The sequence below is a fragment of the Propylenella binzhouense genome (assembly GCF_009866965.1).
Classification (GTDB): domain Bacteria; phylum Pseudomonadota; class Alphaproteobacteria; order Rhizobiales; family Afifellaceae; genus Propylenella; species Propylenella binzhouense.
In genome coordinates this window covers 143443-158412 of sequence record NZ_SPKJ01000001.1, presented here as the reverse complement: position 1 = coordinate 158412, position 14970 = coordinate 143443, and the positions used below count along the sequence as shown (strand labels likewise).

Below are 14970 nucleotides of genomic sequence, written 5' to 3'. Positions count from 1 at the left end.
TGCGGCCTCGGGCGGGAGCGTGGTCGGCGGCGCGCTGATCGGCGGTGCCGCGGGCGCGGCCGTCGGCGCGGTCGCGGCGCAGTAGCCCGGGGTACCAGCCGGCGGACCGCGCCGGCCGGATTCAAGCCGCCGATGACGCGGACGAAGTCCCGCCGGAGCAGGACCTGCCGCGGCAATCCGGTCGCGTGACCCGTTCGGGCCGCGCCGTAGGCCGCTTAAGCACCCTGCAACCGCTGCCGGTCTATCGCTGCCCCGTGCGCACGCTTCGGTGGGGTGACGGCGGGTGACCGAACAGTACGACAGGCGCGTCTCGGCGCCCCCCTGCGGCCGGGGCCGCGTCTGCGGAGCGGCGGCTTCCGGCCGGTTCGGGCGGCGGCCCTGAGCCGCATCCTCGTCCTCGGCGGCTATGGCGGTTTCGGCGCACGCCTGGCCCGCCGGCTGGTCGGGCGCGGGCATAGCGTGCTCGCGGCCGGGCGCAACCCGCAAAAGGCTGCTGCCCTTGAGGCCGCCTGCGCCAATTTGCGCGCGGTTGCCGCCGACAGGAACGGCGATCTCCTCCCGGTGCTCGCGGCGCACCGTCCCGACCTGGTGATCGATGCGGCCGGTCCCTTCCAGGGGAGCGGCTATCAGGTGCCGCTCGCCTGCATCGCGGCCGGAATCCCCTATGTCGACCTCGCCGACGCGCGGGCCTTCGTATGCGGGATCGGAACGCTCGACGAAGCCGCGCGCCGGGCCGGAGTGGCGGTGGTGAGCGGCGCATCGAGCGTGCCGGCGCTCTCGGGCGCGGCGGCGCGGCGCCTCGCCGAGGGCATGGAGAGCGTCCGGACCGTCGACATCGCGATCTCCGCCTCCAGCCGGGCGACCGCCGGCGCCTCCGTCGCGCGCGCGGTCCTCAGCTATGCGGGCAAGCCGGTGAAGCTCTGGCGCGCGCGGCAATGGACCGAGGGCCGGGGATGGCAGGAGCTAGGCCGCGAGACCTTCGTCGTCCCGGAGCGGCCGCCGCTCCGCAACCGCTGGCTCGCTTTGGCGGACGTGCCGGACCTCGAGCTGCTTCCCGCCATGCTGCCCGGCCGGCCGGCGGTGACCTTCCGTGCGGGCACGGAATCCCCGTTCCAGACGCTCGGCCTCTGGGGCCTGGCATGGGCCGTCCGGCTCGGCGCCGTTTCGTCGGCGGAGCGGTTCGCCCCCCTGCTGCTGCGCCTGCAGCGGCTGACGCAGGGGCCCTCGGACGGACGCTCCGCCATGTCCGTGCGCGTGAGCGGGCTCGCGGGAGGGGCTGCCGTCGAGCGGCGCTGGACGCTCCTTGCCGAAGACGGCGACGGTCCCGAGATCCCGACGCTCGCCGCGGTCCTCCTGGCGGAGGCGATCGCCGCCGGCCGCGTCCCCGCCGGCGCCCGCCACGCAAGCGCGCTGCTCCCGCTCGAGGCCTTCGACCCGCTCTTCGCGACGCTTTCGGTCGCGCACGGTGTCGATGAGGCGGACCTGCCCCCGCCGCTCTACCGGCGCATCATGGGCGCGCGCTTCGACGCGCTTCCGCCGCTCGTCCGGGAGCTTCACGAGGTCCATCGCGATGGCGGCGCCTCCGGCGAGGGGGAGGTCGTCCGCGGCGGCAGCCCGGTCGCAGGGCTGATCGCCCGAATGATGCGGTTCCCGCCCGCGGGCCGCCACAAGCTCCATGTCGCGTTCCGGGAAAGCGGCGGCATCGAGACGTGGACCCGGGATTTCGGCGGGCACCGCTTCAGGAGCCGGCTCGGCGTCCGCGCCGGCCATCTGGTCGAGCGGTTCGGGCCTCTCCGCTTCCATTTCGAGCTGCCGTCGGATGGCGCGGGGCTCCGCATGGAAATGCGGTCCTGGAGCGCCTTCGGGATTCCGCTGCCGATGGCGCTCGCGCCGCAAAGCCTCGCCCGCGAATGGCAGGAGGGCGACCGCTTCAGGTTCGAGGTGCCCGTGTCGCTGCCGCTCGTCGGCCTGGTGGTGCGCTACACCGGCTGGCTGAGGCCGGATTAGGCCGGAGGCGAAGGCGCGGGTCCCTTCCGGCGGTTTCCCGGCCGGGGCGGCCGGAAGGTCCCGTGCCACGCGCTTTCCTCCGCGGCGGGCCGTCCGGCCGGATCCGTCCCGTTATTCTCCCCAGTCCCGTCGCAGGATCTGCGCGGAAGAGGTGAGAAAGATGTCCCCCCAGAAATAAATCTCTATTTTCCAATGATGTAGAAATAAAGCGAAGCCCCTCCCTTGTTTTCGGTTCGCGCATTGCGGTTAATGAAGAGTTACGGGCTGCGGGAACAGGGGGCGATCTGGTGAAAGCGGTATTTCTTGGTGCGGCTGCAATCGGCGCGGCCGTTCTTGCCACGCCTGCGCAGGCGCAGAGCTGGACGCCCCTCGTGGAGTCTCGGGGGCTCGGACGCGGCGCGGTGATCTGCGACAATAACGGGACCGATCCGAGCGGCAACTATCTGTGCCTCGCCCTGCGCTGCATGCCGGGCGGCCCGCTCGAATTCGCGATGATCGCCGAAGGCGGCGACTTCGGCGACGGCAGCCCGGTCGCGGTAACGGTCGGGGTCGATGGCCGCAATGTCGGCGCGATCGTCATGCGCCAGGTTCAGGCGACAGGGCAGAAGCGCGCGTCCGTCCCATATGAAGCGGCGGCCCACCGGGACATCATCGCTGCCCTGCGCGGTGGATCGGGGGCGACCCTGACGTTCTTCGGGACCACGGTCCCGCTGTCCCTGCGCGGCTCCGCCCGCCAGATCGACCATGCCTTCGCCGTGTGCCAGGCCGCCGCGCCGCAGCCTGCCGCAGCGAGCGGCAACCTGACCGCCGCCGATGTGCGGACGCAGCTCATCGGGCGGGACCTGGCGTGGGAAGCCAACGGCCAGAATGTCGTAACCGTCTATCTGCCGAACGGCCGGTTCGAGGGCGTCCTGTCGGGCCGGGCGAACAATGGCACCTACCGGGTCGAGGCCGACGGCCGCCTGTGCTGGCAGAGCATCGCGCGGGGCTGCTTCCGCTTCTACCGCGACGGCGGGGCGCTGTGGGTGAAGCGGGACGATCCGCAGAGCCAAACCGTCCTCGGCCGCGTCACGGTTCAGAACTGACGGGAGCGGAAGACCAAACGTACAGCTTGGGCGAGATGAGACCACATGGGTCAGGTCGCCGGGGCAAGCTTGCGGGCCGGGATCGTCATCGCAGCCACGCCCGCTATAACGCACACCAACCCGATCGATCCGGTCGAGGACAGGCTTTCGCCGAGGAATACGACGCCGATCGCCACCCCTATCGGCACCCGCAGATAGGCTTGTGCGGTCGTGCCGACCGATCCGAGCGTTTGGACCAGCCGGAAATAGATCACGAACGCGAGCGCGGTGGAGAAGACCGAAAGCGCCATCAAGGCCATGATCGACTCCATTGATGGAGCCAGCGTGCACGGCCGTTCCGCGATGAGACTGACGGGAATGAGAATGACAGCCCCGCAGATCATCGACCCCGCCGCCGGCATGATGGGATCGAGCCCTTTGAAATTCCTGCCGAAGATTGCAGCGCCGGCATAGCAGATGGTGGCGGCGACGATAGCGAGTTGCGCCCACAGCTCGCGTCCCAAGCCACCAAGGGCCTGAACGCCGACGATCAGGCAAATGCCGGCAATGCCGGCCCCGACCCCGAACAGCTTGCGACCCGTCACGACTTCATGGCGGGTCACCAGCACGGTCAGCAGGAAGGCGAATATCGGAGACGTGGAATTCAGGATTGTCGCGAGCGCGACATCGGTGGTCTGCTGCGCCCATGCGATCAGCGTGAAGGGGACCACGCTGTTGAGGCACGCCTGAAACAGAAACCGCCGCCAGGTGGCGCGTTCCTTCGGAAGGTTCAAGCCGCGCCAGCGAATGATGGCGACCAGGATCATTCCGGCAATGAAGGTTCGGGCCGCGATCAGCGTGACGGGGGGAATGGTTTCGACCCCGATCTTGATGAAGCTGTAGGAGGCTCCCCACAGTGTGGAGAGCACCAGCAGCAGCGCCAGATCTTTCGTCACGTTCGGATTGTCGGGAGCCATGCCCTGCCTGCCTTGAAGATCGGGATCGCTTCGTCTTCCTAGCACCGGCCTGTCGGAGGATGTTTCGGCCTCGGCCGAAGTGTACGCGGCTGACAGCCACGGAAATGCAGGATAGGCTTTGTCGATGTCCAACATCGCCTCGGGAAACACCATCGCGGGGGTTGCATCCCTGATCGGGGACGCCGCCCGCGCAAACATTCTGTCGGCGCTGATGGGCGGTCACGCGCTGACCGCTGGCGAGTTGGCGCGCCATGCAGGCGTGACGGCCCAGACGACGAGCGGCCACCTTGCCAAACTTGTCGATGCGGCGTTGATCTCGTTGGAGAAACAGGGTCGCCATCGCTACTATCGGCTTGCCTCGCCGGAGGTGGCGCAGGCGATGCAGTCGCTCATGGTGGTCGCGGCGACAGGACCGAAGCGGCATCATCCGATCGGCCCGCGCGACGAGGCGATGCGCACCGCCCGCACCTGTTACGACCACCTGGCCGGCCGACTGGCGCTGGCGCTGGCGGATTCGCTGAGCGAGCGGGGCTATGTTTCCCTTGCGGATGGCGTCGGAATCGTCACCGAGGAGGGGGCACGGTTCTTCTCTGATTTCGGGATCGACCTTGCGGCAGATCGGCGCTCGAAGCGGCCACTTTGCCGGACCTGCCTCGATTGGAGCGAGCGCAGACCCCATCTTGCCGGTCACCTCGGAGCGGCCATTCTCGCCCGCCTGCTCGGACTCAAATGGGTCGTTCGGTCGCCCGGCACCCGCGCGCTGGAAATCACCAGTTCCGGGCAGCGAGGGCTTGTCGCGACGTTCCAAGTTCCACCAATCTGGCGAGCGCCACACCGGCCCCGATGAAGGCTAGTTCCTTCTGTGCCCGACTTCGTTCTGGCGTGGTGGGAAGCTGGCGGCCGCGCCGGGTGAAGACGGGACCTATGTCTACGCCATAGCCCTCTAAGGCCCTCCTTTTGCGATCGCGGCAAAGGCTTGTCTCCCGGACGCGGCACTTATCGCCCCGTTTCCATGCGTGGTTCCCGGCGAAGTCACCGACGCGGAGCTCCGGGTCACGGAAAGCCATGTCGCCGAGGTGTTGGACGCCCTTTTCGGCCCGCTCGCATGAAAAAGATGCGTCCGCCTCGCCCTATCGCGTACTCGGCAAGGCGAAGGCCTGGGGTCGCTGCTGCTCGCCGACGCGGTGCAGCACGCTTGCGCCAGCGTTGGGACCATCGGGTCTTCAATGCTGGTCGTCGATGCGCTGAACGAGCGCGCTGCCGCATTCTACGAATCCTTCGGCTTCCAGCCTTTGCCGGAATCTCTGCGCCTCGCGCTGCCGATGCGCTCGATCGAGGAGTTGCGCGCGCGATGACGGAGGCAGCCGAAAAATAACCGATGGCCTGACAGCAGATGCGCCGGCCACGCCTGCGCCCAGGGCAGCGCTCTATCTGCGTGGATCAACATCTGCGTGTATCAACCGGCCATCGCCTTCATCGAAGCCTGGCGAGCCCGCCACAGCAGAAGGAGGACAAGCGAGCAGGAAGACGAACCGCCAAACAGGCCGCCTGAGCCCGGCTCACAGAAGCGGCACTGTCAAGCGATTACCCTCTCCGTACAAAGAAGCTAATACTTGCGGACGAATGGACTCGGCATTTCAAGATCCGTCGAAATCCAGACGCTCTTGGCCTCCATGTACTCGCGAACCGCCTCCATGCCGCCTTCTCTGCCGATGCCGCTGTCCTTGTAGCCGCCGAAGGGCGTCGTGTAGCTCGTCGAACGGTAGTTGTTGATCCAGACGGTGCCCGCCTTCAGTTTCTCCGACATCAGCATCGCCCGGTGCAGGTTCTGCGTCCAGACGCCCGCGGCGAGGCCGAAGCGGATGTCGTTGCCGATCCGGATGGCGTCGGCCTCGTCCTTGAACTTCAGGACGGCGAGGACGGGGCCGAAGACCTCCTCCTGCGCGATCCGCATGTCGTTCGTGACGTCGAGGAACACGGTCGGCTCGACGAACTGCCCCGCGCCGTAGCCCTCGCCCTCGAGGCGCCGGCCGCCCGCCGCGCAGCGCGCGCCCTCCTCCTTGGCGATTTCGATGTACGACATGACCTTCTCGAACTGGGGCCGCGTCGCCACCGGCCCGATCTGCGTCTCGGGATCGGAGGGGTCGCCGATCCTGGCGGACTTGGTGATGGCGAGCAGCTTCTCCACGAATTCATCGTGGATCGACTCCTGCAGCAGCAGGCGCGAGCCGGCCATGCAGGTCTGCCCGCCGGCCGAGAAGATGCCGGTGATGACGCCGTTGACCGCCTTGTCGAGATCGGCGTCGTCGAAGACGATGTTCGGCGACTTGCCGCCGAGCTCGAGCGAGACCCGCTTCAGCCCGTCGGCGGCCGCGCGGTAGACCGCCTTGCCGCCGGCATCGCCGCCGGTGAAGGCGATCCGGGCGACGTCGGGGTGGCGCACCAGCGCATCGCCCGCCTCGTCGGCGAAACCGGTGACGACGTTCACGACGCCCGGCGGGAAGCCCGCCTCGAGGAACAGCGCGGCCAGCTCGAACAGCGAGGCGGAGGTGAACTCCGACGGCTTGCAGACCGCGGTGTTGCCAGCGCACAGGGCCGGCGCCAGCTTCCACGCCGTCAGAAGGAGCGAGGAGTTCCACGGCGTGATGCTCGCCACGACGCCCATCGGCTCGTAGCGCACGAAGTTGAACACCTTGGGCTTGTCCATCGGCACGACTAGGCCGTGGATTTTGTCTGCGAGGCCGGCATAGTAGTAGAAGTACTTCGCCACGTAGCGGACCTGGCCGCTGACCTCGCTCATCAGCTTGCCGTTGTCGCGCGACTCGATCTCGGCGAGACGCTGGGCGTTGGCTTCGACGAGCTCGCCCATGCGGTGCAGCAGGGCGCCGCGCTCGCTGGGGCTGAGCTCGGCCCACGGCCCGTCCCCCGCCTCCCTGGCGGCGCGCACCGCCCGGTCGACGTCCTCGCGGTTCGCCCGCGGGATCCGGGCCCAGCCCTCGCCGGAGAAGGGATCGAGCGAGTCGAACCATTCGCCGGAGGCGGGCTTCACCCACTCGTTGTTGATGAACAGGTCGTAGCGCTGCGTCATGGGATCGCCTCGTGGTTCGCGGCCGGGCCGCGGCCGGCCCGGCTTCGGTTCGTTGGTCGGCGCGGGGCCGGCGCGTCTCAGCCCCGCCCGGCGACGAACGCGTCGACCGAGGAGACGCTGCCGAACATCGGAATGATGTTCTCGACGGAGAAGCGGTGCCAGTCGGGGTTCGGCGCGGCGCAACAATCCTCGAGCACCGTCACCGCGAAGCCGGCGTCGTCGGCGGCGCGGGTGGTCATCTCGACGACGAGATTGGTGACGACGCCGCCGAGCACGACATGGCCGACGCCATTGGCGAACAGCCAGTTCATCAGGCCCGTGTTGAAGAACGGGTTGACGCACTGCTTGGTCACCAGCAGCTCGCCCTCCTTCGGCGTCAGCGGCTCGGGGAACTCGGTGCCCCACGTGCCGGCGATCGCCGCCTTGTTCTGCTTCAGCTTCTCGATGCGCGGCGCCACGCTCAGCGCGTCGGCATAGTCGGGGCGGAAGCCGAGGCGGACATGTGCGACCGGCAGGCCGCGCTCGCGCGCCGCGCCCAGCGCCCGCGCGGCGTTGGCCACCACGTTGCGCTCGGCGCAGACCTTGGCGAGGCCGCCGCCGCCGATCTTGCCCTCGGGATCCACCATCTCGTTCTGCAGGTCGAGCAGAAGCAGCGCCGTCTTGCGGGACGTCGTGGTCATTCTCTTGTGTCCTTTCGTTGTCGGTATGATGTCGCCTGTTCAGGCGTCGAGCTGGAGGTACTTCTTCTCCATCTCGTACCAGCGGGCCGTGCCGACCGCCTCCTCGCGGTCGTGGAAGCTCGCCAGGCGGTGTTCGATTCGGGCCGTGTCGCCGTCGCTCTTGAGAACGGCGAGCACCTCCTTCATCGCGAAGATCGCGGCGCGGTGGGTCTGCGAGGGATAGATGCCGAGGCGGAAGCCCATCTCCTGCAGTTCCTCGGCCGGCACGGTCGGCGTCTTGCCGCCCTCGAAGATGTTGGCGACGGCCGGCGCGCGCACCTCGGCGGCGACCCGGCGGAGCTCGTCGACCGACTGCGGCGCCTCGACGAAGCCGAGATCGGCGCCCGCCTCGACATAGGCGTTGACCCGGTCGATGGCGGCATCGAGCCCCTCGACGGCGCGCGAGTCGGAGCGGGCGATGATGACCATGTCCGGGTCGCGGCGGGTATCGACGGCGGCCTTGATCTTGCCGATCATCTCCGCCTTCGGAACGATCAGCTTGCCCTCGTAGTGGCCGCACTTCTTCGGCGAAACCTGGTCCTCGAGGTGGAAGCCGGTGACGCCGGTCTTCTCGAACTCGCGCACCGTGCGCACGACGTTGATGGCGTTGCCGTAGCCCGTGTCGGCGTCGGCGATCACCGGGATGTCGACCGCCTCGACCGTCCGGCCGATGAACTGGACGACCTCGGTCAGCGACAGGACACCGAAATCCGGGAAGCCGTTGGCGCGGGAGAAGCCGCCGCCGGTGAGATACACCGCGTCGAAGCCGGCGAGCCGCACCAGCCGCGCCGACAGCGGGTCGTAGGCGCCGGGCGCCACCACGTAGGTCCCCTTCTGCAGAAGGGACCGGAACGTCTTTCTGGGATTCATCAGGGTTCTCTCCGCATCATGTCGAAGCGCGCGCGGTCGTCCGCGTCCCCCGCTTCAGTCCACCCAGATTCCACCGTTCACATCGAGAACCTCGCCCGTGACGAAGCCCGCCCGCTCGCCGGCGAGGTAGAGCACGGCGTCGGCCACCTCGTCGGCCGTGCCCATGCGGCCGACCGGGATCGCCTCGACGAGGCGCGCCGGCAACCCCCTGGTCATCGCCGAGGCGATCGGCCCCGGGGCAACGCAGTTCACGGTGATGCCGTCGGCCGACAGCTCCTTGGCGAGGTAGAGCGTCAGGGCGTGCACGCCGGCCTTGGCGGCCCCGTAGGCCGCGTTGGCGGCCGATTTCTGCTCGGAGCGGTCGATCCACGGCCGCGGATTCCCGCCATTCTTGCCGAGCACGGAGCCGATCGTGACGATGCGCCCGTAGCCGGCCGCGCGCATCGCCGGAATGACCGCCTGGCACGTCAGGAAGACGCCCTTGAGGTTGATGCCGACGACGCGGTCCCACTCCGCCTCCTCGAGCGTCTCCACGTCGCCGAACGAGGTCACGCCGGCGACCGGCACGAGAATATCGATCCGGCCGAACTCGGAGCGCGCGCGGGCGACGACCGCCTCTACGTCGGCCTTGCGGGTGACGTCGGCCGCCAGGGCGACGGCCCGCCCGCCGCCGGCGCGCAGCTCGGCGGCGAGCTCTTCCGGGGCGGCCACGTCGCACAGGCAGAGCGCGGCGCCGGCGGCCGAGAACTGCCGGGCGACCGCGGAGCCGATGCCGCCGCCGGCCCCGGTGATGACGGCGACGCGGCCGTCGAAGTCGGATCGCGCTTTGCTCACAGATAGAACTCCCGTGCCAGGGCCTTGTGGTCGTCGCCCAGCTCGGACACGTCGCCCGACCGCGCGATGGTGCCCGACCGGATGACGTAGAACCGGTCGGCGGCGCCGAGCGCCATTGCGATGTTCTGCTCGACGATCAGCATGGTCGCGCCCTCGGCCTTGAGGACGTTCATGATGTTCGCGATCTCCTGCACGAAGCGCGGCGCGAGGCCGCCCGACGGCTCGTCGAGCAGCAGGATGCGCGGCCGCCCCATCAGCGCCCGGCCGATGGCGACCATCTGCTGCTCGCCGCCCGACAGCGTGGCGACTCGCTGTGTCCGGCGCTCGGCGAGCCGCGGGAAGTAGTGGAAGACCTTCTCCAACTCCCGCGACAGCGTGGCGCGATGGCACACCGCGCCGAGCTCGAGATTGTCGAGCACGGTCATGGCGGGAAACAGGTCGCGCATCTGCGAGACCTGGACAACGCCGGCGCGGAACACCCGGTGGGGCGGCTCGCCGCTGATGACCTCGCCGCGCAGCTCGATGCTGCTGGCGGACGGCGCGATGAAGCCGCTGATCGTGTTGAGCAGCGTCGTCTTGCCCGAGCCGTTGGCGCCGAGCAGGGCGATCACCTCGCCCTCGCCCACATCGAGCGAGAGATCCTCGATCGCCGTCACCTTGCCGTAGCGGGCGGAGATGGACTTGACGGACAGGAGGGAGCTAGCCATGGCCGAGATACGCCTCCAGCACGGCTTCGTGGGACCTGATCTCCTCCGGCGTGCCCTCGGCGATGACCTCGCCGTAGTTGAGCACGACGATGCGGTCCGAGACCGCCATGACGAGATCGATGACGTGCTCGACGAGGAGGACCGCCACGCCGTCCTTCGCGAGGTCGCGCAGGACGTTCATCAGGCGGTCGCGCTCGCTGCTCGACAGGCCGACCGCCGGCTCGTCGAGGAGCAGGAGCCGGGCGCGCGCCGCCATGGCGCGGGTGATCTCGACGAGCCGCTGCTGGCCCGAGGACAGGTCGCCGACGACGTTGTTGGCGAGCCCCGCCAGGCCCATCGTCTCGAGCAGGCTCATCGCCTCGTCGACCGCCCGGCGCTCCGCGGCGCCGGCGCCCGGCAGGCGCAGCACGATGCCGAGCGTCGAGCTCGCGGTGACCGCGTTGAGGCCGGTCAGCACGTTCTCGAGCACGGTCAGCTCGGAGAAGACGCCGCCGTTCTGGAACGTCCGGCGCATGCCGCGCCCGGCGACGACGTGGCGCGGCAGCCCCACGACGCTCTGGCCGTCGTAGACGACCTTGCCCTCGTTCGGGCGGACATAGCCGGTGATCACGTTGAACAGCGTCGACTTGCCCGCGCCGTTCGGTCCGATCACGGCCCGGACCTGCCCCGGCTCGACGTCGAAGGTGACGTCGCTCAGCGCCTTCAGCCCGAAGAACTGGACGCTGACGTTCTCGACTTGAAGAAGCGACACCGCACCTACTCCCGATACAGCCGTTCGCGCAGGCGAGGGAACCAGCCGACGAGCACGCCCTGCAGGCCGCGCGGCATGAACAGGAGCACGCCGATCAGCAGCAGGCTGAACACGATCTCCTCCATGCCGGGGAAGTTGCGCAGCACCTCCGGCGCCGCCGTCAGCACGATCGCGCCGAGGATCGAGCCGAGGATCGAGCCGAGCCCGCCGATCATGACGATGGCGAAGTGCAGCAGCAGCTGGTGCAGGTTGAAGCTCTCGGGCGCGATGCGGCCGATCAGGATGGCGAACAGCGCGCCGGCGATCCCCACGACAAAGCCGCTCCAGGCGAACGCCGTGACCTTGCCGACCGCCGGCGACATGCCGAGGGCCGCCGTCGCCAGCTCGTTCTCCCGGATCGCCACCCAGCTTCGCCCGATGCGCGAGCGGATGATGTTGTTGGTCGCCCAGATCATGACGGCGGCGACGAGGAGGAAGAGATAGTACTTCTCGTCCTCGGTCCCGAAGGTGAAGCCGGCCGCCGTGGCGGGCGGAATGCCGAGGCCGCTGGAGCCGGCGGTGAGCACGTCGCCGTGGATGTAGCTCCAGCGCATGAGCTCGCCGAGGACCAGCGTGACGATGGCGAGGTAGTACCCTTTCAGCCGCAGGGCGGGGAGGCCGACGAGCGCGCCCGCGGCCAGCGAGACGATCCCCGTCGGCACGAGGGCCGCCCAGAAGGGAAGCCCGAGATGGACCATGGAGATGCCGCACGTATAGGCGCCGATCCCGAAGAACGCCGCATTGGCGAAGGCGAGCTGGCCGAGATAGCCGAGCACGACGTTGAAGCCGACGGCGACGAGCGCGTAGACGACGATGAGATTGACGACGTACTGCACGTAGTCGTTGCTGAACACCGGCGGCAGAAGCAGAAGCACGGCGATGGCGAGCCGCACGAGCCAGCGTTTCGCCGAGGCCGGGCGCCGGACCGGCCCGGCCGGCAGTGTCGCTTGCAGGTCAGACACGCTGCGACTCCCGGATTCCGAACAGGCCGGCCGGACGGATCAGCAGCACCGCGATGATGACGAGGTAGGCGAAGATGTCGATCAGTGCCGTCGACAGGTAGCCGCCCGAGAGCTGCTCGAGGATGCCGATCAGCAGGCCGCCGACCACGGCGCCGCCCAGATTGCCGAAGCCGCCGAGCGTCATCGCAGCGAAGGCCTTGATGAGGATGAGCGCGCCCATGTCGGGATAGAGCAGCGTGATCGGCGCCACGAGGATGCCGGCGATCGCGCCGAGGCCGGCGGCGACGCCCCACATCGTGCCGTGGAACAGGTTCACGTTGATGCCGACGAGCGAGGCGCCGCGCGGATTGGCCGAGGCCGCCTGCGCGATGCGCCCGAGATTGGTGCGCTGGAAGAAGATGAAGAACAGCACCACGAAGAACAGCGTCATGCCGGTGATCAGGAGATCCTGCGTGGTGATGATGACGCCGGCGACGTCGATCGGGGGAAAGGAGAACACCGCCGGCATCGGCAGCACCTCGCGGCCCCAGAAGGCCCGCGCGATGCCGCGGAAGAGGAAGGAGAAAGCGACGGTCATCATCGCCAGCGCAATGTGCGGCGCCAAGCCCATCGGACGGATCAGGACCCGCTCGATCGTCATGCCGACCAAGAACATGACGACGATCGCCAGGAGTGCTCCCGGCAGGAACGGCAGGCCGACGACGTTGATCATGACATAGAGGACGAACGCGCCCCCCATGAAGAACTCTCCGTGCCCGAAGTTCACGATCGTCGTCGCGCGGAACAGGGCGGTCATGCCCAAGGCAACAAGGGCGTAGATGCTGCCTTGGGCGACGCCGCTCAGAATGAGCTGGACGAACATGAGGACCTACTTGTCCTGCCACTTCTTCATGACGGTGACCTTGCCGTCGTCGAGGGTGGCCATCGCGCCGCCCTTGATGCCGGCGTGGTCCTCCGGAGTGAAGGTGATCGGCGCCGAGCTGATCCCGCTGTCGAAGTCCCTGAGATCGTTCAGGGCGTCCATGAACTTCTGGCGGGTGAGGTCGGGCCCGGCCGCCTTCAGCGCCTCGACCACGGCGAGGGCTCCGGACATGCCGAGATAGCTGAAGCTCTCGACGCGCTCGTCGGGATAGTACTTGTTGATGAGCTTGCCCCACTTCTCCATCTCGGGCGAATCCGTGGGATGGGCGTACGGATAGAAGACGTAGAGGTTCTCCACCGCCGCGTCGTTGCCGACCCGCTCGCGCGTGTCCTTCAGCGAGATCGACTGCGGTGCCAGCACCGGCACCTTCAGGCCGTACTTGTAGGCGTCGCGCAGAAAGATCGCGACCTCGGCCGGATACATCATCAGCACCACGAAGTCGGCGTCGGCGTTCCGGATCTTCAGGATCTGCGGCGTCGCGTCGCTCGAGCCGCGCTCCATGGTCAGGTCGAGCACGGGATCGAGGCCGTACGCCTCCTTGAGGTGGTCGACGGCGGGGTCGCGGTTCGACTTGCCCCAGTCGTCGGAATGGGAGACGACGGCGATCTTCTTCGTGCCCTCGCGGGTCATCGCGAAGTCGATCATGGTCTTGGCGACGTTGCTCGTCGTCGCGACGGGGTGGAAGAGGTTCGGCATCATCGGGTCGGAGATCGCGCTCGACGCCGCGCCGATGATGACGAACGGGACGCCCGCCTTGGCGACCTCCTCCTTGACCGCCATCACGACGCCGCTGCACAGGCCGCCGTTGATCGCGAACACCTGGGACTGCGAGATGAGCTTCTTGACGGCGGCGGTGCCGCGCGTCGGGTCGCAGCCCGTGTCCTCGCGAACGATGTCGATCTTGCGGCCGTTGATGCCGCCGTGGTCGTTCACGTCCTTGTAGACGGCCTCGACGCCGAAGACGGCCTTGCCGAAGAGCGCCGCCGAGCCCGTCATCGGCCCGAATATGCCGATCTTGATGGAATCGTCGGTGACGCCCGGCGCCTGCGCGAAAGCCGGGCCGGCCAGCATCGCGCCGAGTCCCAGCATGCAGGCCAGATACTTCGTCTTGAACATAATTTCCTCCTTATGCTCCAGTCCACAGCCAACGCCGGCCCAAGGGGGCCGGTCTCGGTGGTCACAGATCGGAAAGTCCGGTCAGGAGCGCCGTGTGGCGCCGTCAGGCGGCGCCGTCGTCCGGCCGCGTCAGCACCGGCCGGTCGAGCTCTGAGAACTCGGAGGCCGAGCGGTCCATGTGCTTGAACAGATGGCATCGCGCATTGCGAAGATGCTCCCGCATGGAGGCTTCGGCGGCCGCCGGATCGCGCGCCTTGAGAGCGGCGACGATGCGCTCGTGCTCCTCCAGCGCCTGACCGGCGCGCCCCTTCATCGTGCTCGACTTGTAGCGATACACCCTGAGAAGGTCGTAGAGATCGCCACAGAGCATGGCGACCAGGCGCTCGTTCCGGCTCGCCCTGATGATCCGGAAGTGGAAGTCGAAATCCTTCGCTTCCTGGTAGTAGCCGCGGCCCTTCCGGATGCCTTCCTGGCTCCTGTGCCGCGCGAGCATGACTTCCAGCGCCTCGACCTCGGCATCCTCCATCCGCTCCGCCGCCAGGCGGCAGGCCATGCCCTCCAGCGCCTCGCGCACCACCAGCAGGTCGTAGAGGTCGCGCGGCGAGAGCGCCGCCACCCTGACCCCGATATTGGGGATGCGCTCGATCAGCTTGCGACCCTCGAGGCGACGGATCGCCTCGCGGAGCGGGTTGCGGCTGACGCCCATTATCTTGGCGAGCCCCTGCTCGCTGAACCGCTCGCCGGGAGGCAGCTCGCCGCTGATGATCGCCCCTTCGAGGCGCTCGACGATCGTGTCGACGAGAGAGGAGACCCGAAGCGGAGTCGAGAGCGTGGATTTCATGCGCATCCAGTGGGCGATGGCGGAAAGTCGGACGATGGATGAATGCTACACGCAGCGGCCGCATCATGACGAG

At 68.3% G+C, this 14970-nt stretch carries 14 protein-coding genes and 1 pseudogene; 4 read left to right on the top strand and 11 right to left on the bottom strand.

Annotated features, from left to right (window positions below; all coding sequences use genetic code 11):
• Nucleotides 1–321: 321 nt before the first annotated feature.
• Nucleotides 322–2007: a saccharopine dehydrogenase family protein gene (locus E4O86_RS00795; RefSeq protein ID WP_343039055.1), complete on the top strand. Its 1686-nt coding sequence runs from the start codon at nt 322–324 to the stop codon at nt 2005–2007.
• Between the two features lie 287 nt (nt 2008–2294).
• Nucleotides 2295–3092, top strand: coding sequence for a hypothetical protein (locus E4O86_RS00790; protein WP_161138605.1), 798 nt, complete (start codon nt 2295–2297; stop codon nt 3090–3092).
• 50 nt (nt 3093–3142) lie between these two features.
• Here the strand turns inward: E4O86_RS00790 and E4O86_RS00785 are convergent, their stop codons facing one another.
• On the bottom strand, nt 3143–4048 hold the full coding sequence (locus E4O86_RS00785; protein WP_161138617.1) for a DMT family transporter: 906 nt from the start codon (nt 4046–4048) through the stop codon (nt 3143–3145).
• A gap of 124 nt (nt 4049–4172) precedes the next feature.
• Here E4O86_RS00785 and E4O86_RS00780 point away from each other — a divergent pair, with 124 nt between their 5' ends.
• Complete coding sequence (locus E4O86_RS00780) at nt 4173–4895, top strand: ArsR/SmtB family transcription factor (protein ID WP_161138604.1); 723 nt, start codon at nt 4173–4175, stop codon at nt 4893–4895.
• Between the two features lie 286 nt (nt 4896–5181).
• A pseudogene (locus E4O86_RS00775) lies at nt 5182–5403 on the top strand (GNAT family N-acetyltransferase); the annotation flags it as partial.
• Between the two features lie 251 nt (nt 5404–5654).
• Here the strand turns inward: E4O86_RS00775 and E4O86_RS00770 are convergent.
• The 10 genes from E4O86_RS00770 to E4O86_RS00725 all read right to left on the bottom strand — a co-directional run bounded on the left by E4O86_RS00770 (nt 5655) and on the right by E4O86_RS00725 (nt 14897).
• Nucleotides 5655–7136, bottom strand: coding sequence for an aldehyde dehydrogenase (locus tag E4O86_RS00770; RefSeq protein WP_161138603.1), 1482 nt, complete (start codon nt 7134–7136; stop codon nt 5655–5657).
• Nucleotides 7137–7213: 77 nt separating this feature from the next.
• Nucleotides 7214–7816, bottom strand: a complete 603-nt coding sequence (locus E4O86_RS00765) for a cysteine hydrolase family protein (RefSeq protein WP_161138602.1) — start codon at nt 7814–7816, stop codon at nt 7214–7216.
• 39 nt (nt 7817–7855) lie between these two features.
• Nucleotides 7856–8725 (bottom strand): isocitrate lyase/PEP mutase family protein, encoded by an 870-nt coding sequence (locus tag E4O86_RS00760; protein ID WP_161138601.1) that lies wholly within the window; start codon nt 8723–8725, stop codon nt 7856–7858.
• 54 nt (nt 8726–8779) lie between these two features.
• Nucleotides 8780–9559, bottom strand: coding sequence for an SDR family oxidoreductase (locus E4O86_RS00755; RefSeq protein ID WP_161138600.1), 780 nt, complete (start codon nt 9557–9559; stop codon nt 8780–8782).
• Nucleotides 9556–10266 (bottom strand): ABC transporter ATP-binding protein, encoded by a 711-nt coding sequence (locus tag E4O86_RS00750; RefSeq protein ID WP_161138599.1) that lies wholly within the window; start codon nt 10264–10266, stop codon nt 9556–9558. The genes E4O86_RS00755 and E4O86_RS00750 overlap by 4 nt, the downstream gene beginning before the upstream one ends.
• Nucleotides 10259–11017 carry an ATP-binding cassette domain-containing protein gene (locus E4O86_RS00745; RefSeq protein WP_161138598.1) on the bottom strand — a complete coding sequence of 253 codons (759 nt, stop codon included), beginning with the start codon at nt 11015–11017 and terminating at the stop codon, nt 10259–10261. Before E4O86_RS00745 ends, E4O86_RS00750 begins: the two co-directional genes overlap by 8 nt.
• Nucleotides 11018–11022: 5 nt before the next feature.
• Complete coding sequence (locus E4O86_RS00740) at nt 11023–12018, bottom strand: ABC transporter permease subunit (RefSeq protein WP_205520546.1); 996 nt, start codon at nt 12016–12018, stop codon at nt 11023–11025.
• Nucleotides 12011–12880 (bottom strand): branched-chain amino acid ABC transporter permease, encoded by an 870-nt coding sequence (locus tag E4O86_RS00735; RefSeq protein WP_161138597.1) that lies wholly within the window; start codon nt 12878–12880, stop codon nt 12011–12013. Before E4O86_RS00735 ends, E4O86_RS00740 begins: the two co-directional genes overlap by 8 nt.
• Nucleotides 12881–12886: 6 nt before the next feature.
• The gene (locus tag E4O86_RS00730; protein ID WP_161138596.1) at nt 12887–14056 is read right to left on the bottom strand and encodes an ABC transporter substrate-binding protein; all 1170 of its coding nucleotides are present in this window, start codon (nt 14054–14056) and stop codon (nt 12887–12889) included.
• 103 nt (nt 14057–14159) lie between these two features.
• Nucleotides 14160–14897 (bottom strand): GntR family transcriptional regulator, encoded by a 738-nt coding sequence (locus E4O86_RS00725; protein ID WP_161138595.1) that lies wholly within the window; start codon nt 14895–14897, stop codon nt 14160–14162.
• Nucleotides 14898–14970: the final 73 nt, after the last annotated feature.

Coding starts and splice junctions, on each gene's coding strand:
- E4O86_RS00730 (WP_161138596.1), bottom strand. CDS start 14,056: ATGTTCAAGACGAAGTATCTGGCCTGCATGCTGGGACTCGGCGCGATG.
- E4O86_RS00765 (WP_161138602.1), bottom strand. CDS start 7,816: ATGACCACGACGTCCCGCAAGACGGCGCTGCTTCTGCTCGACCTGCAG.
- E4O86_RS00735 (WP_161138597.1), bottom strand. CDS start 12,880: ATGTTCGTCCAGCTCATTCTGAGCGGCGTCGCCCAAGGCAGCATCTAC.
- E4O86_RS00725 (WP_161138595.1), bottom strand. CDS start 14,897: ATGAAATCCACGCTCTCGACTCCGCTTCGGGTCTCCTCTCTCGTCGAC.
- E4O86_RS00760 (WP_161138601.1), bottom strand. CDS start 8,725: ATGAATCCCAGAAAGACGTTCCGGTCCCTTCTGCAGAAGGGGACCTAC.
- E4O86_RS00785 (WP_161138617.1), bottom strand. CDS start 4,048: ATGGCTCCCGACAATCCGAACGTGACGAAAGATCTGGCGCTGCTGCTG.
- E4O86_RS00770 (WP_161138603.1), bottom strand. CDS start 7,136: ATGACGCAGCGCTACGACCTGTTCATCAACAACGAGTGGGTGAAGCCC.
- E4O86_RS00750 (WP_161138599.1), bottom strand. CDS start 10,266: ATGGCTAGCTCCCTCCTGTCCGTCAAGTCCATCTCCGCCCGCTACGGC.
- E4O86_RS00780 (WP_161138604.1), top strand. CDS start 4,173: ATGTCCAACATCGCCTCGGGAAACACCATCGCGGGGGTTGCATCCCTG.